Raw genomic sequence first — 15,066 nt, 5'->3', positions numbered from 1 at the left:
TGAGAGTGTTTGATCCACTGAGGAAGGCATGAGCTACCAAGTCCTGGCCCGCAAATATCGCCCCCGCACCTTTCGCGAAACCGTGGGGCAAGAGCATGTGTTGCAGGCCCTTATCAATGCTCTGGATCACAACCGACTCCACCACGCCTACCTTTTTACCGGCACTCGCGGGGTCGGTAAAACCACGATCGCACGCATCCTGGCCAAATGCCTGAACTGCGAAACCGGTGTCAGTTCCGAGCCCTGTGGCCAGTGTACGGCCTGCGTCGAAATCGCCGAAAACCGCTTTGTGGACCTGATCGAAGTGGACGCCGCCTCGCGCACCAAGGTTGAAGACACCCGCGAACTGCTGGAAAACGTGCAATACGCGCCGACGCGAGGCCGTTATAAAGTGTACCTGATCGATGAGGTGCACATGCTCTCCGGGCACAGCTTCAACGCGCTGTTGAAAACCCTGGAAGAGCCGCCACCCCACGTCAAATTTCTGCTGGCAACCACTGACCCGCAGAAACTGCCGGTGACCATTCTCTCGCGCTGCTTGCAGTTCAACCTGAAGAACATGAACCCTGAGCGGATCGTTCACCATCTTCAGGAAATCCTCGAAAAAGAGCTGGTCCCCTTTGAGGGGAGCGCATTGTGGTTGCTGGGTCGTTCGGCGGACGGCAGTATGCGCGATGCCATGAGCCTGACCGATCAGGCCATTGCGTATGGGTCCGGCAAGATCACCGAAGCGGATGTGCGGGCCATGCTCGGCACCATCGACCAGCGGGCCATCTACGACATGCTCGGCGCCCTGGCCGCACAGGATGGCAAGGCATTGCTCGGTGCCGTGGAGCAGATGGCCGAGCAGGCGCCGGATTACGCCGCGGCACTGGGCGAGCTGCTGGCACTGTTGCACCGCATCGCGATTGCCCAGGCGTTGCCTGAGGCGGCGGACAATAGCCATGGGGACCGTGACAGAGTTCTGGCGCTGGCTCAGCAAATAGCCCCGGAAGATATTCAATTGTTTTATCAGACGGCGCTGCTGGGACGGCGCGACTTGCCACTGGCACCAGATCCTCGCGCGGGCCTGGAAATGGTATTGCTGCGCATGTTGGCGTTCAAACCTCAGGGGCTGGCAGAAATTCCTACAAAAAAACTGCCATCGTCTTCTGCCGGCGCTGCTGCCAGTCCGACGGAAACGATGGCGGAGCGGTTGCCGGAAGCGCCTGCGCCGTCGGAGGGGCGCTCCGCAGACCCAAAGTCTCAAGCTGACACGGCGGCTTCTCCGCCGCCGTCGGCCGTTGAACCGGTGGTTGAGTCTGTCGCCAGGCCGACCGACGTCGAGCCGGCCACGACGCCCGGCGAGCCGGAACAGGCAGCAGCGCCTAGGGTTGATGAGTCCAATGCCCAGGCACCGGTCGAGCAACCGCCCACTGAGGCGTCGGCAGAAATACAGGCCGAGACGCCATCACCCGATGTTGAAGAGCTGCCGCCGCATACCGAGGCACCTCATGGTCTTGCCCATGCGTTCGAGGAGCAGCCGCCCTTCGACGGTCCTTACGACGATGAAGCGTCCGGCGGTAATGAACCCACAGAGGTTTCTAAAAACGACCAGCCACCGCGAGAGCGTGTCGCGCCCGAATCGTCGGCCCCGTCGGCAAAGCCAAAGCGCCCAGTGGTCAAAGTCGCTCTGGAGAGCACACGGCCTGAAAACTGGTATCAGGTGGTTGCGGGGCTGGACGTTGGCGGCCTGTTGCAGAGCACGGCTTCCAATTGTGAGCTGGTGGGGCGGCAGGGCACGCAATTCCATTTGGTTCTGGATGAGGTGCACAGTGCCTTGTTCAATGAGAGCCATCAACAGCGGCTAACGGATGTGTTGACCGATTACTACGGTCAGCCGGTTCGAGTCAGCATTCAGCCCGGCGCTGTGAGCAGCGAGACACCGGCGGCCCGAGCCCTGCGCGTGAAGGAGGAAAACCGGGTGGCGGCGCTTGAAGCCATGAAAAAGGACCCCATGGTGCAACAGCTGGTCGAACATTTTGGCGCAACACTGCGTGAAGATACCGTACAGCCTCTGGAGTAAAACCCGAGGGGCGTTATTAACGAGGTGAGTTATGAAAGGTTTGGGCGACTTGATGAAACAGGCCCAGGAAATGCAGGCCAATATGCAGAAAATGCAGGAAGAACTGGCCAAGTCCGAAGTGACCGGGCAGTCCGGCGCCGGACTGGTATCGGTGGTGATGACCGGGCGCCACGATGTGCGCGGTGTGACCATTGACCAGAGCCTGATGGGCGAAGACAAGGAAATTCTGGAGGACTTGCTGGCCGCCGCCGTCAACGATGCCGTACGCAAGGTGGAAGCCAACAGCCGTGAAAAAATGGCCGATATGACGTCCGGCATGAACGTGCCGCCGGACTTTAAAATGCCCTTTTAAGAGGTTGCCATGGCATCGGTTTTCAGCCCACTGATTGACGAATTGATCTCGGCGCTGCGCTGTTTGCCCGGTGTGGGGCCCAAGTCGGCGCAGCGCATGGTCTTGCACCTTCTGGAGCACAATCGCGAGGGGGCAGCGCGTCTGGCACGCAGTCTGGATCAGGCGATAGATGGCGTCGGGCGCTGCCAGATGTGCCGGACGCTCACCGAGCAAGACACCTGTGGAGTCTGTGCGAATCCCAAACGCGATGGTTCGGTACTCTGCGTCGTAGAGACCCCGGCGGATGTGATTGCCATTGAGCAGGCGGGCGGTTACGAAGGCAAGTATTTTGTGCTGCTGGGGCGATTGTCGCCCATCGACGGCATCGGCCCCGAGGATATCGGCATTGATCAACTGGTCAATCGCTTGAAAACGGAAGCCATTCAGGAAGTGATCCTGGCCACCAACCCGACGATGGAAGGCGAAACTACGGCCTACTACATCAGCGAGCGGGCTCGTGACTTGGGGGTCACTGTTTCCAGAATTGCGCACGGGGTGCCACTGGGCGGCGAACTTGAATTCGTCGACGGCGGTACCCTGGCCCACGCTTTTTCCAGTCGCAAAACGCTATGACACAAATCCCCACCGCCCCGATCTGGATTGACCGCGATGCCGAGCTGGCCGAGCTTTGCCGGCGTTGGCGGGGCCAGGGGGCGATCGCCGTGGATACCGAGTTTATGCGCTCGGAGACGTTCTACCCCATTGCGGGTTTGTTGCAGATTGGCGATGGTCGGGGCTGTTACTTGATTGACCCTCTGGCCATTGACGATCTTGAGCCGCTACGGGCCTTGTTTGGCGACCCCGGGGTGACCAAGGTATTGCACGCCTGTTCCGAGGATCTGGAGGTTTTCCAGCGATGGCTCGGCGTGCTGCCTGATCCCTTATTTGATACCCAGATCGCCGCCGCTTTTGCCGGACTGGGTTTTTCGGTGGGCTATGCCAACATGGTCAATGCTGTGCTCGGCATTGAGATTCCGAAAGGTGAGACTCGCTCTGACTGGTTGCAGCGCCCGCTATCTGTGGCACAGAAAAGTTACGCCGCGCTGGATGTGGCGCATATGTTGGTGATTTATGGCAAGTTGCTGCAAACCCTGCGGGAATCCGATCGACTGTCCTGGGTGAAGGAAGACAGCGCCGAGTTGCTGGTCAACGCCCGCCGAGAGCCGGATTTTCAGCAGGCTTACCTGAAAGTCGGTTCGGCGTGGAAGTTACGTCGTCCCGAGTTGGCGGTGTTGCGTCGCCTTGTGGCCTGGCGCGAGCGTGAGGCCCGCGACCGGGATCGCCCGCGCAATCGCCTGATCAAAGAAAACGGTCTGTGGGAGCTTGCCCGACGCCAGCCGACCGATCTGGCTCAGCTCAAAAAGCTCAAAGAAGTGCCCGCTCACACACAGGCGGAGGAGGGTGAGGCGTTGATGGCGGAAATCCGCGCCGCTCAGGAAGAGAGTAGCGAGCACTGGCCCGAGCTGATAGACCCGCCGCTTGGACGGGCTGAAGCACCGATGATGAAAGCATTGAAACGGCGGGGCCGGGAAGTGGCTGAGGCGCTGGCGTTGCCGCCGGAGTTGCTGGTGCGCAAACGGGAATATGAGGCGATTGTCCGGAGCTGGCTGAACGCGGGCCAGTTCGATTTGCCAGAGCGCCTCACAGGCTGGCGCTACCCCGTGGTGGGTCAGCCACTGCTTGAGGCCGCTGAGCAGTTTACGCAAGAGGGGCCGGTATGAGCGAGACTGTTACTAATGCGGCCGGTAAGGCAGCTGATAAGAAGGCAGCCGACGAGAAAGTTCTGTGCGAAATCTTTCGCAGCCCTAAAGAAGAAGGCATGTACCTGTATGTGCGCCGCGACGAGGGCCTGGCACGGGTGCCCGACGCCTTGTTGCAGCGTTTCGGAAAACCGCAAAGTGCCATGGTTCTGGTGCTGACGCCGGACCGCAAGCTGGCGCGAACGTCGGCAGAGCGCGTGATGGCCAGCCTGGATGACCCGGGCTACTATCTGCAACTGCCTCCGGGACCGCAGGCTGATCGGGAAATCGACCCGATTCGTGAGCACAACAGCAAATTGGGGCACTGACGTGGCCTTTATTCGCTTTTGGGAAGTGAAAACACTGGAGCAGATGAGCGCCAGCGAGTGGGAAGCACTGTGTGACGGCTGTGGTAAATGCTGTCTGCATAAGCTGGAAGACGAAGACACCGGCGAGATCCTGTACACGGATATTGCCTGCCGCTACCTCGACACTGAAACCGCGAATTGCCGCGATTATGCCAATCGGCAACATAACGTACCGGACTGCATTGTGCTTCGCCTGGAAAACGTCGCGCAATTTCACTGGCTGCCCCGGAGCTGCGCTTACCGGCGGGTCTCCGAGGGCAAGCCGCTGCCGGAGTGGCACCCTCTGGTCTCTGGAGATCCGGATTCCGTGAGAGCCGCAGGTGTCTCCGCCGCAGGGCGGTTCGTGTGGGAAACGGAGGTGCCGGAGTCAGACTGGGAAGAGCACGCGGTGCGTTGGGTGTAACGCCGTTACGATTATTCAAGAGAACTTTGCAGGAGCCGACAACCATGACATCGGGTTATACCATTGCCTGGATACTGTACATCGCCGGGGCGCTGGCACTGCTGGCCGTTGTGTGGCGGATGACTCGCAACGCCCGTCGTGAGTGGCGGCATCTACTGATGGTCTCTGCGGCGGCGCTGCTGCTCACACCGGGACCGATCGTGGTGGAGCAGGACCTGTTTTTGGCGCCAGCGTTCTTTATCCTGGTGCTCGACGGTCTGTTTGACACCTTGGCCAGTGCGTCGCGGGCGGGGTTGGTGTTGCTTGGCGTGTGGCTGGTGGCACTGGTGTTGTCGCTGGTCTATCAGCTGCTTGTGCGGCCTAAGGGGGCCTCACCGCATTCTCATAAGCCACAATCGCCGGACGAGGCCGATCAGGTTAAGACCGCAGAAGAGAGAAGGGAGCCTTCGCTCTAAGGTGGCATTGCCCTTTGGGCCAAACCTGCTATAACTATGCGTTATTAGACGCCAACTTGGGGAGCACAACGGCATGGCAAATCATATTTTTATTCTCGCGGCGGTGATGAGTATTGCTGGCGTTTTTGGTGGCCTGATCAATTACTATCAGATGACGCAGGAGCGGGACGATGAAGCCGCGCTGCCCCGTTGCATCGTGATGGGTATTGGCGCGGCTTTTCTGGTACCGGTCATTCTGTTCTTCGTGCAGAGCGATTTGATTTCCAGCATTCAGGACGATCCCTCGCAGCTGCTGATCTATACCGGTTTCTGTCTCATTGTAGCGATTGCCTCGCGCCTGGTACTGACCAGCACGCCCAAACGCATTCTGCGGGAGGCGCAGGTGGCTCGCACGCAAGTGGAAGCCATGCAGTATGAGCTGCGTCTGATGCAGGACGAGCTGCTTCCGTTGCTGGATACTGAAACCGAACAAACGTCAGACACGGATGACAACGCCGGGCCCATTGACCCGAATGAAGAGCTGGATATCGCTGCGACCAAAGTACTGAAAACACTGGGCGTGGGGCGTCACATTTTCCGCTCAATGGCCGGGTTGTGCCGCGAAGCTGAGGCGGATGAAACGACCATTCACAAATCGCTCAGCGTTCTGGTCAACCGTCAGCTGGCTGGCAAGATCAACACTCGCAAGGGTGTGCGCTGGTACCTCACCGAGAAGGGCCGTCGCGCTCTGGATATGCTGGTCTGATTATGCCCGGGCGCTGGCTGCTATTGCTTTGGGCCGCGTTGCTGGCCATCGGTAGTGCCCAGGTCCGGAGTGAACCCGCTCCCCGGTTGCCCGATCAGGCGGATATTCGTCTGGTGGTGGATATTTCCGGGAGCATGACGCGCACCGATCCCGACAACCTGCGCCGTCCGGCGCTGTCGCTGCTGGTCCGCCTGCTGCCCGCTGGCAGTCAGGCCGGCGTCTGGTCTTTCGGCCAACGGGTCAATGCCCTGATTCCCCATCAGCCTGTCACACCGGACTGGAAAACCAACGCGCTGGATCGGGTGGATGATATCAATTCCGTCGCCCTGTTTACGCATATCGGCGCGGCGCTTGAAGCGGCGGCTTACGACCGTGACGAGCGCACAGCTGACTCTCCACGCGCCGACATCATTCTGCTTACCGATGGGATGGTGGATGTCAGCCCCGATGCGGCGGTTAACGCCCGCGAGCAGGCGAGGGTGGTGGATGAACTGGTGCCCGCACTGCGCGCCCTCGGTTATCGGGTGCATACCATTGGTCTTTCCGACGAAACCGATGAAGCGTTATTGAGGGCAATCGCCCGCCATTCGGATGGTATGTTCAGCCGGGCGAGAGACGCCGATGGGCTGATGGACAGCCTGTTACAAATCTTTCAACAAACGGTACCCACCGAGCAGTTGCCTCTGAACGGCGGGCTGTTTTTGATCGATGAATCCGTCCGTGAATTTACCGCGCTGATCCGCCGTGAGCCCGGACAGGAAGCGACGGCGCTGACCTCGCCGAACGGTGAGGTGCTGACGGTCGATACCGAATCTGATTCGGTGCACTGGCATCACGCCGAGCGCTATGATTTGATTACGGTGCGGCAGCCCGTGCCGGGACGATGGGGCGTTAATGTGGCTCTGCAACCGCTCAGCCGCGTCACTGTTATCAGTAATCTGCAGCTGACGGTCGCGCCACTGTCCAATAATATTCGGGTGGGCGAAGACGTCCCCCTGCGCTTTCATATACGGGGGCAGCAAGGGGTACTAAAGGACTCCGAATGGCTGGATCTGCTGACACTCAGTGCAGAGATGAAAGGCCCGAATGAGCGCGGACAAGCGCAGGAGCGCTGGCAACAGGCTCCTCCGAGCGACGGGGTTTACCAGTTGACGATGCCCGCGCCGAGGCAGAGTGGCGAATACGAATTGCAGTTGACGCTCGATGGCAAGACATTTCAGCGGTTGTTCACCCACCGCTTCTCTGTGAACTCACAATTTGCCGTCACCCTGGAGAAACACGTCGAAGAGGGGCGCACAGTCTGGACGACCAGGGTGGATGGTGAAAACACGGTAAACCCCGAACAAACCCATGTAGTGGCTCATGTGCATAGAACCGGGGCTTTTGGTGTCGTTGAACCACTGAATATGGTCAGCCCCGGTGTCTGGAGCTATCCGATTGAACCGCGCATCAGGGGCCATTATCGGGTGGGTTTGCAGGCCAGTGGCCAAACCCTCGATGGTCATGCGTTCGATGAGACGTTGCCAAGCCAGTATTTCACTTACCCAGAGGCAGGTGATCCAACGCCCATCGACCCTGTCAAGACATCTATTGACGCGCTGACTGTCGAGCTTGAGCAGTCTGAAAGCGCCGCCAGGAAAGCGAAGCTCGGGGAGACCTCGGCGGCGGTAAATTCCATCACCCTGGACGCTCCGGTACCGAATCTGATATCCGCGTCGCATGGGGCTTCAGAGGCTTCCCAGCCTCGTCGGGCGGGCGCTCACCCGGCCGTATTATGGGGCAGTCTGGCGCTGGCCAATGGGCTGCTCCTGGCCTTGGGGTATTGGCTTTACCGGCAGCTGGTGAATGAGCGTAAGCCAGCCCTGTGGGATGATGAGGAGGGCAACGAGGAGACGGCGTTGGCGACCGAACCCGCACTTAGCTCGACCCCTCAACCAATGCAACAAATTGATGCGGGCATGAGCAAGACCGACCCCAGCAGCAACCCTGATAAAGCCCAGGACCCAACGTCAAAGCCAGATGCTACCCCGTCGTCAGCGGGTGATCCTTCGAGCTCGCTTGAGCGCGAAGAGGAACCGTTGTTTCCCATTGACGATGAAGCGTTATTCTCCGACGAGGATGAGGACGATCCGCGTTTCCGCTGAGATACCCCATCATCGTTCCCTGTTCATAGCGATGTTCTATTATTGTGATAGCGCCAGGGTGCCTTGAAATTCTGAACAAATGGCCACACTTTATAGTCTTAGATAACAGTTTAGTCCTAGATAGCAGTTTTAGACTCCAATAGGTTTTTGGGTTTCAGTGCTCAGTGCAATACGTCCTAATCCGATAAAGGAGATAGTCATGGAAATCGATATTGGTATTAAACAGAGTGATCGTGAGAGCATCGCTCAGGGTCTGTCCCGTCTGCTGGCGGACAGCTACACGTTGTATTTGAAAACCCACAATTTTCACTGGAATGTCACCGGTCCCATGTTTCAAACATTGCACCTGATGTTTGAAGAGCACTACACCGAGCTGGCCGAAGCGGTGGATGTAATCGCCGAGCGAATTCGTGCCCTGGGCTTCCCCGCTCCCGGCACCTACAAGCAGTTTATTGAGTTAAGCAGCATCAAGGAAACCGAAGGGGTTCCCAATGCGAAGGAAATGATCAAGCTGGCCGTGGAAGGTCACGAGTCAGTGGTGCGCACCGCGCGTTCGCTGTTTCCCGCCGCTGAAGAAGCGAGTGATGAAGCGACAGCGGATTTGATCACTCAGCGTATTCAGTTGCATGAAAAAACAGCCTGGATGTTGCGCAGCCTCCTGGAGTAACAGGAAGGCGTTAATGAACGACGCCTAGTGGCCCGCCTCCGGCCTTGGAGGGGGGCTCAGCCGCACTCGGCGAGGTGGGTTTGTCTTTGTTATCATGCCGCCTCATTGTTGAGAGCTGGTTATGTCTGATACTGAAATTACGCCCCCCACCTCAGAGACGTTCCCGGAGGCGCCTGACTTTGGTCGGGTGCTGAGCCGTGATCGCTTTCGGTTGCTCAAGGGCTGGCAGGCCATCCGTGCCCGAGAGGCCAACAGCAAACCTGTGGATCAAGATCGACGCAAATGGCTTGAACAGTGGCATCGCTCCCGCGAGCGCGTTGAGCAGCGGGCGGCTTACCGGCCGACGGCGATTCATTATCCAGAACTGCCTATCAGTGAGCGGCGCGACGAGATCGCCGAAGCGATTCGCGACCATCAGGTGGTTGTGCTCGCCGGCGAAACCGGTTCCGGAAAAACCACCCAGCTGCCCAAAATATGCCTGGAACTGGGGCGGGGCGTGAACGGTATGATCGGGCACACCCAGCCGCGCCGGGTGGCGGCTCACTCTGTGGCCCAACGCATCGCGGAAGAGCTGAATTCTCCTCTGGGAGAAATGGTGGGCTATCAAGTGCGCTTCACCGACCAGAGCAGTGATCGAAGCCTCGTCAAGGTCATGACCGACGGGATTCTCCTGGCGGAAATTCAGAATGATCGGTTTCTATCCCGTTACGACACTTTGATTATCGACGAAGCCCACGAACGCAGTCTGAATATTGATTTTCTGCTGGGTTTTCTAAAACAGCTGTTGCCAAAACGGCCTGACCTGAAAGTGATCATCACCTCGGCCACGATTGATCTGGAGCGTTTTTCCCAACACTTCGACAATGCGCCCATTATCGAAGTGTCTGGTCGCACCTATCCCGTGGATGTGTGGTATCGGCCAGTGCTGGACTCAGATAGCGATGGTGAAGACAGCTATCAGCCCGTGCTGGATGCGATTTCGGAAATCGAAGATCACGAACGTCACTCCGGTAACCGGGGCGGCGATATTCTGGTCTTCATGAGTGGTGAGCGCGAGATTCGTGAGGCGTCGAGGAGTATCCGTCAGGCCGGTTTCCGTCATCTGGACGTGCTGCCGTTCTACGCCCGGCTGAGCATGGCCGAGCAGCAGAAAGTGTTTGCTCCCCATAAAGGGCGCCGCGTGGTGCTGGCCACTAACGTGGCAGAGACGTCCATTACGGTGCCGGGTATTCGTTATGTCATTGATCCCGGTTATGCCCGCTTGAGCCGTTACAGCTATCGCACCAAGGTTCAGCGTCTGCCGGTGGAGCCGATCTCTCAGGCCAGCGCCAACCAGCGCAAGGGCCGCTGTGGGCGGGTGTCCGAAGGTATTTGTATTCGCTTGTACAGCGAAGACGATTTTCTCTCCCGTCCGGCATTTACCGATGCTGAAATCGTGCGGACTAATCTTGCCGCCGTGATTCTGCAAATGTTGCAGTTGCGGATGGGGGATATTCAGCGCTTTCCGTTTATTGATCCCCCGGACAGACGGTTAATCAATGACGGTTACAAATTATTGGAAGAGTTGCAGGCGGTGACTACCAAAGGCCGACTGACGACTCTTGGTCGGCAGCTGACCGGTTTGCCCCTTGACCCGCGTTTGGGACGCATGTTGCTTGCTGCCGCCGAGCAGGGAAGCCTGCGTGAGGCTTTGGTCATCACTAGCGCGCTCTCCGTGCAGGATCCGAGGGAGCGCCCGGCCGATAAGCAACAGGCGGCGGATCAGCTGCATCGACGGTTCTGGCACGAGCAATCCGATTTTCTCGGCTTTGTACAGTTGTGGGATTACTTTGAACAGTTACGTCAGGAACTGTCGCAGAATCAGATGCGAAAGCAGTGCAAAAAAGAGTTTTTGAATTATTTGCGTTGGCGCGAATGGCGTGACATCCACCACCAATTAAAGGTAAGCCTCAAGGGCTTGAAGCTTTCGGAAAACCGTGAGCCAGCCGATTATGAAGCCGTGCATCGCTCGTTACTGACGGGTTTGCTGGGTAACCTGGGGTTCAATATTGAGGAGCGTGAGTATCTGGGTGCCCGCAATCGGAAATTTTTAATCTTTCCGGGCTCCTCCCAGTTTCGCAAAACGCCCAAATGGCTGATGGCCGCCGAATTACTGGAAACCTCCAGGCTGTATGCGCATACGGTGGCAAAAATTGATCCACAGTGGGCATTGGCCGCCGCCGGACACCTGGTGAAACGCCAGTCGTACGAACCCCACTACGATACCAAAAGTGGCCGTGTCAAAGCGTACGAGAAGGTCACGCTCTACGGGCTGGTGCTGGTGGAAAAGCAGCGCATTGATTTCACCGATCAGGACCCGAAAGTCAGCCGCGAGGTGTTTATTCGGGCGGCTTTGGTCGAAGGTCGATACGTGCAGCGCGGACGCCGAGGAAAGCCCGCCCCGTTTTTTGAACACAACCGCAAATTGGTGGCCGAGCTGAACGATCTGGAAGCCAAGAGCCGCCGCCGGGATATTGTGGCAGACGACGAGGTGCTGTTTCAGTTTTACGATGAGCGTATTCCAGACAACGTCGTGAGCCGGGCCAGTTTCGATCAGTGGAGGCAGGAAGCAGAACGTACCCAACCCAAGCTGTTATTTATCGAGCGTGAACAGCTGATGCAACGGGACGCCGGTGAGGTTTCCGAAGCGCAGTTTCCCGACGAGCTGGTTTGGCGTGGCACCCGGTTTCCACTGAAATATCAGTTTGAGCCCGGCAATGAGGATGACGGGGTTAACCTGCAAGTGCCGGTGAGTCTGCTACACCAGGTGCCCGAGAGACGGCTGGAGTGGTTGGTGCCGGGGCTGCTGAGAGACAAATGCATCAGTCTGGTAAAAGGCTTGCCAAAGCAGTGGCGCCGACACTTTGTCCCGGTGCCGGATGTCGTGGATCGGGCACTGTCGGGTTTGAAGGCTGACAATGTGTCACTAACCGACGCGTTGACCCACCAGCTAAAGCGACAAACGCTGGTGGAGGTTCCGGTGGAGGCGTGGGACGCGACCAGGCTCGACGACTTTTATCGCATGAATGTTCAGGTGCTGGACGAGCGGGGCCGGGTGATTGCGCGTGGACGCGACCTTGCGACGCTACGTGAGCGCTACCGTGAGCAGGCCCAGGAGAAAATCCAGTCGGCAGCGGTGGGCATTGAGCGCGAGAATATCACCGGGTGGGACTGGGATGAACTGCCCGAACAGGTACAGTTGCGCCGCGCTGGTATTGAGTTATCCGCGTTTCCCGCGCTGGTGGACAAAGGCTCGTCCGTGTCCATCGAGGTGCTGGATGAAGCCAGTGACGCCCGTTGGGAAACCCGCCAGGGGCTTGCCCGGCTGGTGCTGCTGGAGCTGTCGCAAACGGCGAAATATTTACACAAGGAATTGTTGAAGAAAGACGAGTTGGCATTGTCCGTGGCGGAGATGGGAAAACGTCAGGCGGTGGTGGATGACCTGTTGCTGGCGGTGGCGGCCGAGACATTGCCCCAGAACGCGTTACCTCGGACCCGGGAGGATTACGTGCAGTTTCGTCAGCGGGTACAGGAAACGCTGGTGGCCAGGGCGCAAGAGCGCGCTGCGGTGCTCTCCGAGAGTTTGACACGACTGGTCTCCATCAAGAAGCAGATCAAAGCGCTGAAAAGCCAGTTACCGTTGGCCTTCACGCTGTCGGATATCCGCAACCAGCTGGACCACTTGTTTTTCCCCGGTGTGTTGTATCGCACCCCCGAAGAGTGGTTTCGGCAGTACCCGCGCTATCTCCAGGCTCTGTCCGTGCGGTTGGAAAAGGCGCCGTTGGACGCACGCAAGGACCGTTTGCTGCTGGACGAGCTGGTGCCGTTCTGGGAGCGACTGGAGCCTTTTTGGTCCGAGCGGGAAGGGCGGGCGCTGTTACAGGACGAAGCGTTGCAAAATTACCGCTGGAGCCTGGAAGAGTTTCGGGTGTCCCTGTTTGCCCAGACGCTCAAGACCCGCTTCCCGGTGTCTGGCAAACGTCTGGACAGGCGATGGCGGGACTGGGAGAAGCAGCGCGCCTGAACGGTTCATCCACTGAAGGTGGGAGGGTGTTAGCTGGCTCGCCCTCCCGAGCCCGGTCGGGTGTTGGTGCGTAACCAGTAGTGGCTGACTTGTTGTAACAGGTCAGCGAAGCTCTCGAAATCCACCGGTTTACACAGGTAGCTGTTAACCCCCAATTGGTATCCCTGCAGGATGTCGGCCTGTTCATCGGAGGTGGTGAGGATGACGACAGGCGTGAACCGGTATTCTGCAGCGCCACGAACAGCTTTCAACACATCAAAACCGCTGACACGGGGTAAATCGATATCGAGAATGATCAGGCTTGGCTTGCATTGTTCGGCCCGTCCGGCGTGCTGGCCCCTTGCGAATAGAAAGTCCAGGGCTTCCTCGCCATTAGGTACCAGCTGCACATCGTAGTCGCTGCACACCTGGCCAAACCCGAATAGCGCCAGCTCGGCTTCGTCGGGGTTATCCTCAACCAGTAATATAGTCTCCCTGCTCACGATCCGTGTTCCTTTCCCAAAGTGTAAAGTAGAACGTGGCTCCCTTGCCCGGGCTGGATTCCGCCCAGATTCGGCCGCCATGTCTGGTGATAATACGCTGAACGGTCGCCAGCCCGATGCCAACTCCATCAAACTCTTCGTTTTTGTGGAGGCGGCTAAAAGGAGCGAACAGTCGCTCGGCGTACTGCATGTCGAAACCCGCGCCTTTGTCACGGATAAAATAGACGCGCTCACCGTCTTCTTCGTTGAAGCCAAAGCTCAGATGTGTCTCTGGCGCCTTGCTCGAGTATTTCCAGGCGTTATCAACCAGGTTACTTAATAGCATATCGAACAAGTGGCTATCAACCGGGGCGCGCACTTCGTTTCGGATATCCAGCGTCACAGGACGCTCTGGCTCCCTTTCGGTGTGCTCGGCGATCAAGCGGCGCACCTTCAAAGAGAGATCCACGATTTCCACGTTGAGCTCTCCCTGGGTGGCGCGGGAGAGCCGCAGAAAACTGTCGATCATTTCGGCCATTTCATAGGTGCCGGCGGCGATGCGATTCAAATAGTGCTGGCCCTGCTCGTCCACTTGTTCGTGGTAGCGTTCATGCAGGATGCGCCGGAAGCCCTCGATCCGTCTCAGAGGCGCACGCAAATCGTGGGACACGGAATAACAGAAACTGGCCAACTCACTATTGGCAGCCTCGAGCTCAGCAGTACGTTGTAACACCCGTTGCTCCAGAACAGAGTTCAGCCGTTTCACTTCCTCTTCGGCGTGACGTCTGGCGACGATATCACGCGCCAGCGCATGGTTGACCTCGTGCATATGCTCGTAGGCCTGGCGCAAATTCCGGGTGAGGGCATTGAATGCATTCACCACCTGGTCCAGCTCGTCGGGTTCGTGGGGCGGTTGGCGCTGCAGAGCCAGCGGTGGCTGCTCCTGGGTGATCTCAAAATGGCTCACGCGGTTGGAAATATGGGTCAGATGGGTGGTGATCATCCGGTAAACAATAAACAGAATAAACATCGACACCAGAAAGGTTTTTACCCCCTGGCTAAGCAGAATGACAATCACTTTTTCTTGAAGTCGTGCATACACTTCGGCCAATGAGGCCTGGACCGTCAGAGTGCCGATTTGCCGGGGCCCGCTGGCCAGATGGTAAACCAAAGGGTACTGGCGGGTGAGCACGTTGCGCTCGGCGATGACTCCGCGTTGCAGATGGAGCGGGTCGGAGACATTCTCTGGATTCTCTTGAACCACCACCGACTGAATATCCGGCAGTTGATGGATGCCCTCCAGTTGCAGGTTTAGTTGCAGGACATCCAAATTCCACAGGCTGGCGCTGACGCTACCCAGATAGCTGCCTTCAATATCATTCAGCCGCGTTTTGAGCGTACCGATATCGCGATTGTAATCCGTGTATAGCTGAATTCCCGTCGCGATCAAGGTGATCAGAGAGCTGAATAAAATGATCTGGAGCAACAGGCGCTGCCCGATCCCCGGGCGTCGCAGTTCCTTTAAGGTTGGAATACCAGGCAGCCTGGAAAGCATGGGGCAAACC

13 protein-coding genes are annotated in these 15,066 nt (G+C 58.1%); 11 read left to right on the top strand and 2 right to left on the bottom strand.

From position 1 onward, the window contains the following. The first annotated feature begins 28 nt into the window (after positions 1–28). The 11 genes from dnaX to hrpA all read left to right on the top strand — a co-directional run bounded on the left by dnaX (position 29) and on the right by hrpA (position 13,040). Complete coding sequence (gene dnaX / locus ACQCLF_RS05380; RefSeq protein WP_426985276.1) at positions 29–2,065, top strand: DNA polymerase III subunit gamma/tau; 2,037 nt, start codon at positions 29–31, stop codon at positions 2,063–2,065. A 31-nt stretch (positions 2,066–2,096) separates the two neighbouring features. Next, a complete protein-coding gene (locus ACQCLF_RS05375) occupies positions 2,097–2,417 on the top strand; it encodes a YbaB/EbfC family nucleoid-associated protein (RefSeq protein ID WP_426985275.1) in 321 nt (106 codons plus the stop codon). A gap of 9 nt (positions 2,418–2,426) precedes the next feature. Then, complete coding sequence (recR, locus tag ACQCLF_RS05370) at positions 2,427–3,029, top strand: recombination mediator RecR (RefSeq protein WP_426985274.1); 603 nt, start codon at positions 2,427–2,429, stop codon at positions 3,027–3,029. Next, positions 3,026–4,177 carry a ribonuclease D gene (gene rnd, locus ACQCLF_RS05365; RefSeq protein ID WP_426985273.1) on the top strand — a complete coding sequence of 384 codons (1,152 nt, stop codon included), beginning with the start codon at positions 3,026–3,028 and terminating at the stop codon, positions 4,175–4,177. Before recR ends, rnd begins: the two co-directional genes overlap by 4 nt. Further along, the gene (locus ACQCLF_RS05360) at positions 4,174–4,524 is read left to right on the top strand and encodes a YcgL domain-containing protein (protein WP_426985272.1); all 351 of its coding nucleotides are present in this window, start codon (positions 4,174–4,176) and stop codon (positions 4,522–4,524) included. The genes rnd and ACQCLF_RS05360 overlap by 4 nt, the downstream gene beginning before the upstream one ends. Then, a complete protein-coding gene (locus tag ACQCLF_RS05355; protein ID WP_426985271.1) occupies positions 4,496–4,966 on the top strand; it encodes a YcgN family cysteine cluster protein in 471 nt (156 codons plus the stop codon). Before ACQCLF_RS05360 ends, ACQCLF_RS05355 begins: the two co-directional genes overlap by 29 nt. Before the next feature lie 44 nt (positions 4,967–5,010). Then, entirely contained in the window at positions 5,011–5,421 is a 411-nt protein-coding gene (locus ACQCLF_RS05350; protein ID WP_426985270.1) for a hypothetical protein, read from the top strand. A 73-nt stretch (positions 5,422–5,494) separates the two neighbouring features. Continuing rightward, positions 5,495–6,166 (top strand): YEATS-associated helix-containing protein, encoded by a 672-nt coding sequence (locus ACQCLF_RS05345; RefSeq protein WP_426985269.1) that lies wholly within the window; start codon positions 5,495–5,497, stop codon positions 6,164–6,166. Between the two features lie 2 nt (positions 6,167–6,168). Then, positions 6,169–8,310, top strand: a complete 2,142-nt coding sequence (locus ACQCLF_RS05340) for a vWA domain-containing protein (protein ID WP_426985268.1) — start codon at positions 6,169–6,171, stop codon at positions 8,308–8,310. Positions 8,311–8,509: 199 nt separating this feature from the next. Further along, entirely contained in the window at positions 8,510–8,977 is a 468-nt protein-coding gene (locus ACQCLF_RS05335) for a Dps family protein (protein WP_426985267.1), read from the top strand. A gap of 121 nt (positions 8,978–9,098) precedes the next feature. Continuing rightward, the gene (gene hrpA / locus ACQCLF_RS05330) at positions 9,099–13,040 is read left to right on the top strand and encodes an ATP-dependent RNA helicase HrpA (protein WP_426985266.1); all 3,942 of its coding nucleotides are present in this window, start codon (positions 9,099–9,101) and stop codon (positions 13,038–13,040) included. 29 nt (positions 13,041–13,069) lie between these two features. On the opposite strand, the gene ACQCLF_RS05325 is transcribed toward hrpA, so the two are convergent. Both ACQCLF_RS05325 and ACQCLF_RS05320 read right to left on the bottom strand, forming a co-directional pair. Then, complete coding sequence (locus ACQCLF_RS05325) at positions 13,070–13,522, bottom strand: response regulator (protein WP_426985265.1); 453 nt, start codon at positions 13,520–13,522, stop codon at positions 13,070–13,072. Then, positions 13,494–15,056: a sensor histidine kinase gene (locus tag ACQCLF_RS05320; RefSeq protein WP_426985264.1), complete on the bottom strand. Its 1,563-nt coding sequence runs from the start codon at positions 15,054–15,056 to the stop codon at positions 13,494–13,496. Before ACQCLF_RS05320 ends, ACQCLF_RS05325 begins: the two co-directional genes overlap by 29 nt. Positions 15,057–15,066: the final 10 nt, after the last annotated feature.

Origin of the sequence: Marinimicrobium sp. ARAG 43.8 (genome assembly GCF_050113635.1) — a bacterium.
Taxonomy (GTDB): domain Bacteria; phylum Pseudomonadota; class Gammaproteobacteria; order Pseudomonadales; family Cellvibrionaceae; genus Marinimicrobium.
The sequence above is the reverse complement of the archived record's forward strand: the minus strand, read 5'-3'. Positions and strand labels throughout refer to the sequence as shown.

What these genes read in the sequence shown, in the direction of transcription:
- dnaX (WP_426985276.1), top strand. Translation starts at nt 29, where the DNA reads ATGAGCTACCAAGTCCTGGCCCGCAAATATCGCCCCCGCACCTTTCGC.
- ACQCLF_RS05375 (WP_426985275.1), top strand. Translation starts at nt 2,097, where the DNA reads ATGAAAGGTTTGGGCGACTTGATGAAACAGGCCCAGGAAATGCAGGCC.
- recR (WP_426985274.1), top strand. Translation starts at nt 2,427, where the DNA reads ATGGCATCGGTTTTCAGCCCACTGATTGACGAATTGATCTCGGCGCTG.
- rnd (WP_426985273.1), top strand. Translation starts at nt 3,026, where the DNA reads ATGACACAAATCCCCACCGCCCCGATCTGGATTGACCGCGATGCCGAG.
- ACQCLF_RS05360 (WP_426985272.1), top strand. Translation starts at nt 4,174, where the DNA reads ATGAGCGAGACTGTTACTAATGCGGCCGGTAAGGCAGCTGATAAGAAG.
- ACQCLF_RS05350 (WP_426985270.1), top strand. Translation starts at nt 5,011, where the DNA reads ATGACATCGGGTTATACCATTGCCTGGATACTGTACATCGCCGGGGCG.
- ACQCLF_RS05345 (WP_426985269.1), top strand. Translation starts at nt 5,495, where the DNA reads ATGGCAAATCATATTTTTATTCTCGCGGCGGTGATGAGTATTGCTGGC.
- ACQCLF_RS05340 (WP_426985268.1), top strand. Translation starts at nt 6,169, where the DNA reads ATGCCCGGGCGCTGGCTGCTATTGCTTTGGGCCGCGTTGCTGGCCATC.
- ACQCLF_RS05335 (WP_426985267.1), top strand. Translation starts at nt 8,510, where the DNA reads ATGGAAATCGATATTGGTATTAAACAGAGTGATCGTGAGAGCATCGCT.
- hrpA (WP_426985266.1), top strand. Translation starts at nt 9,099, where the DNA reads ATGTCTGATACTGAAATTACGCCCCCCACCTCAGAGACGTTCCCGGAG.
- ACQCLF_RS05320 (WP_426985264.1), bottom strand. Translation starts at nt 15,056, where the DNA reads ATGCTTTCCAGGCTGCCTGGTATTCCAACCTTAAAGGAACTGCGACGC.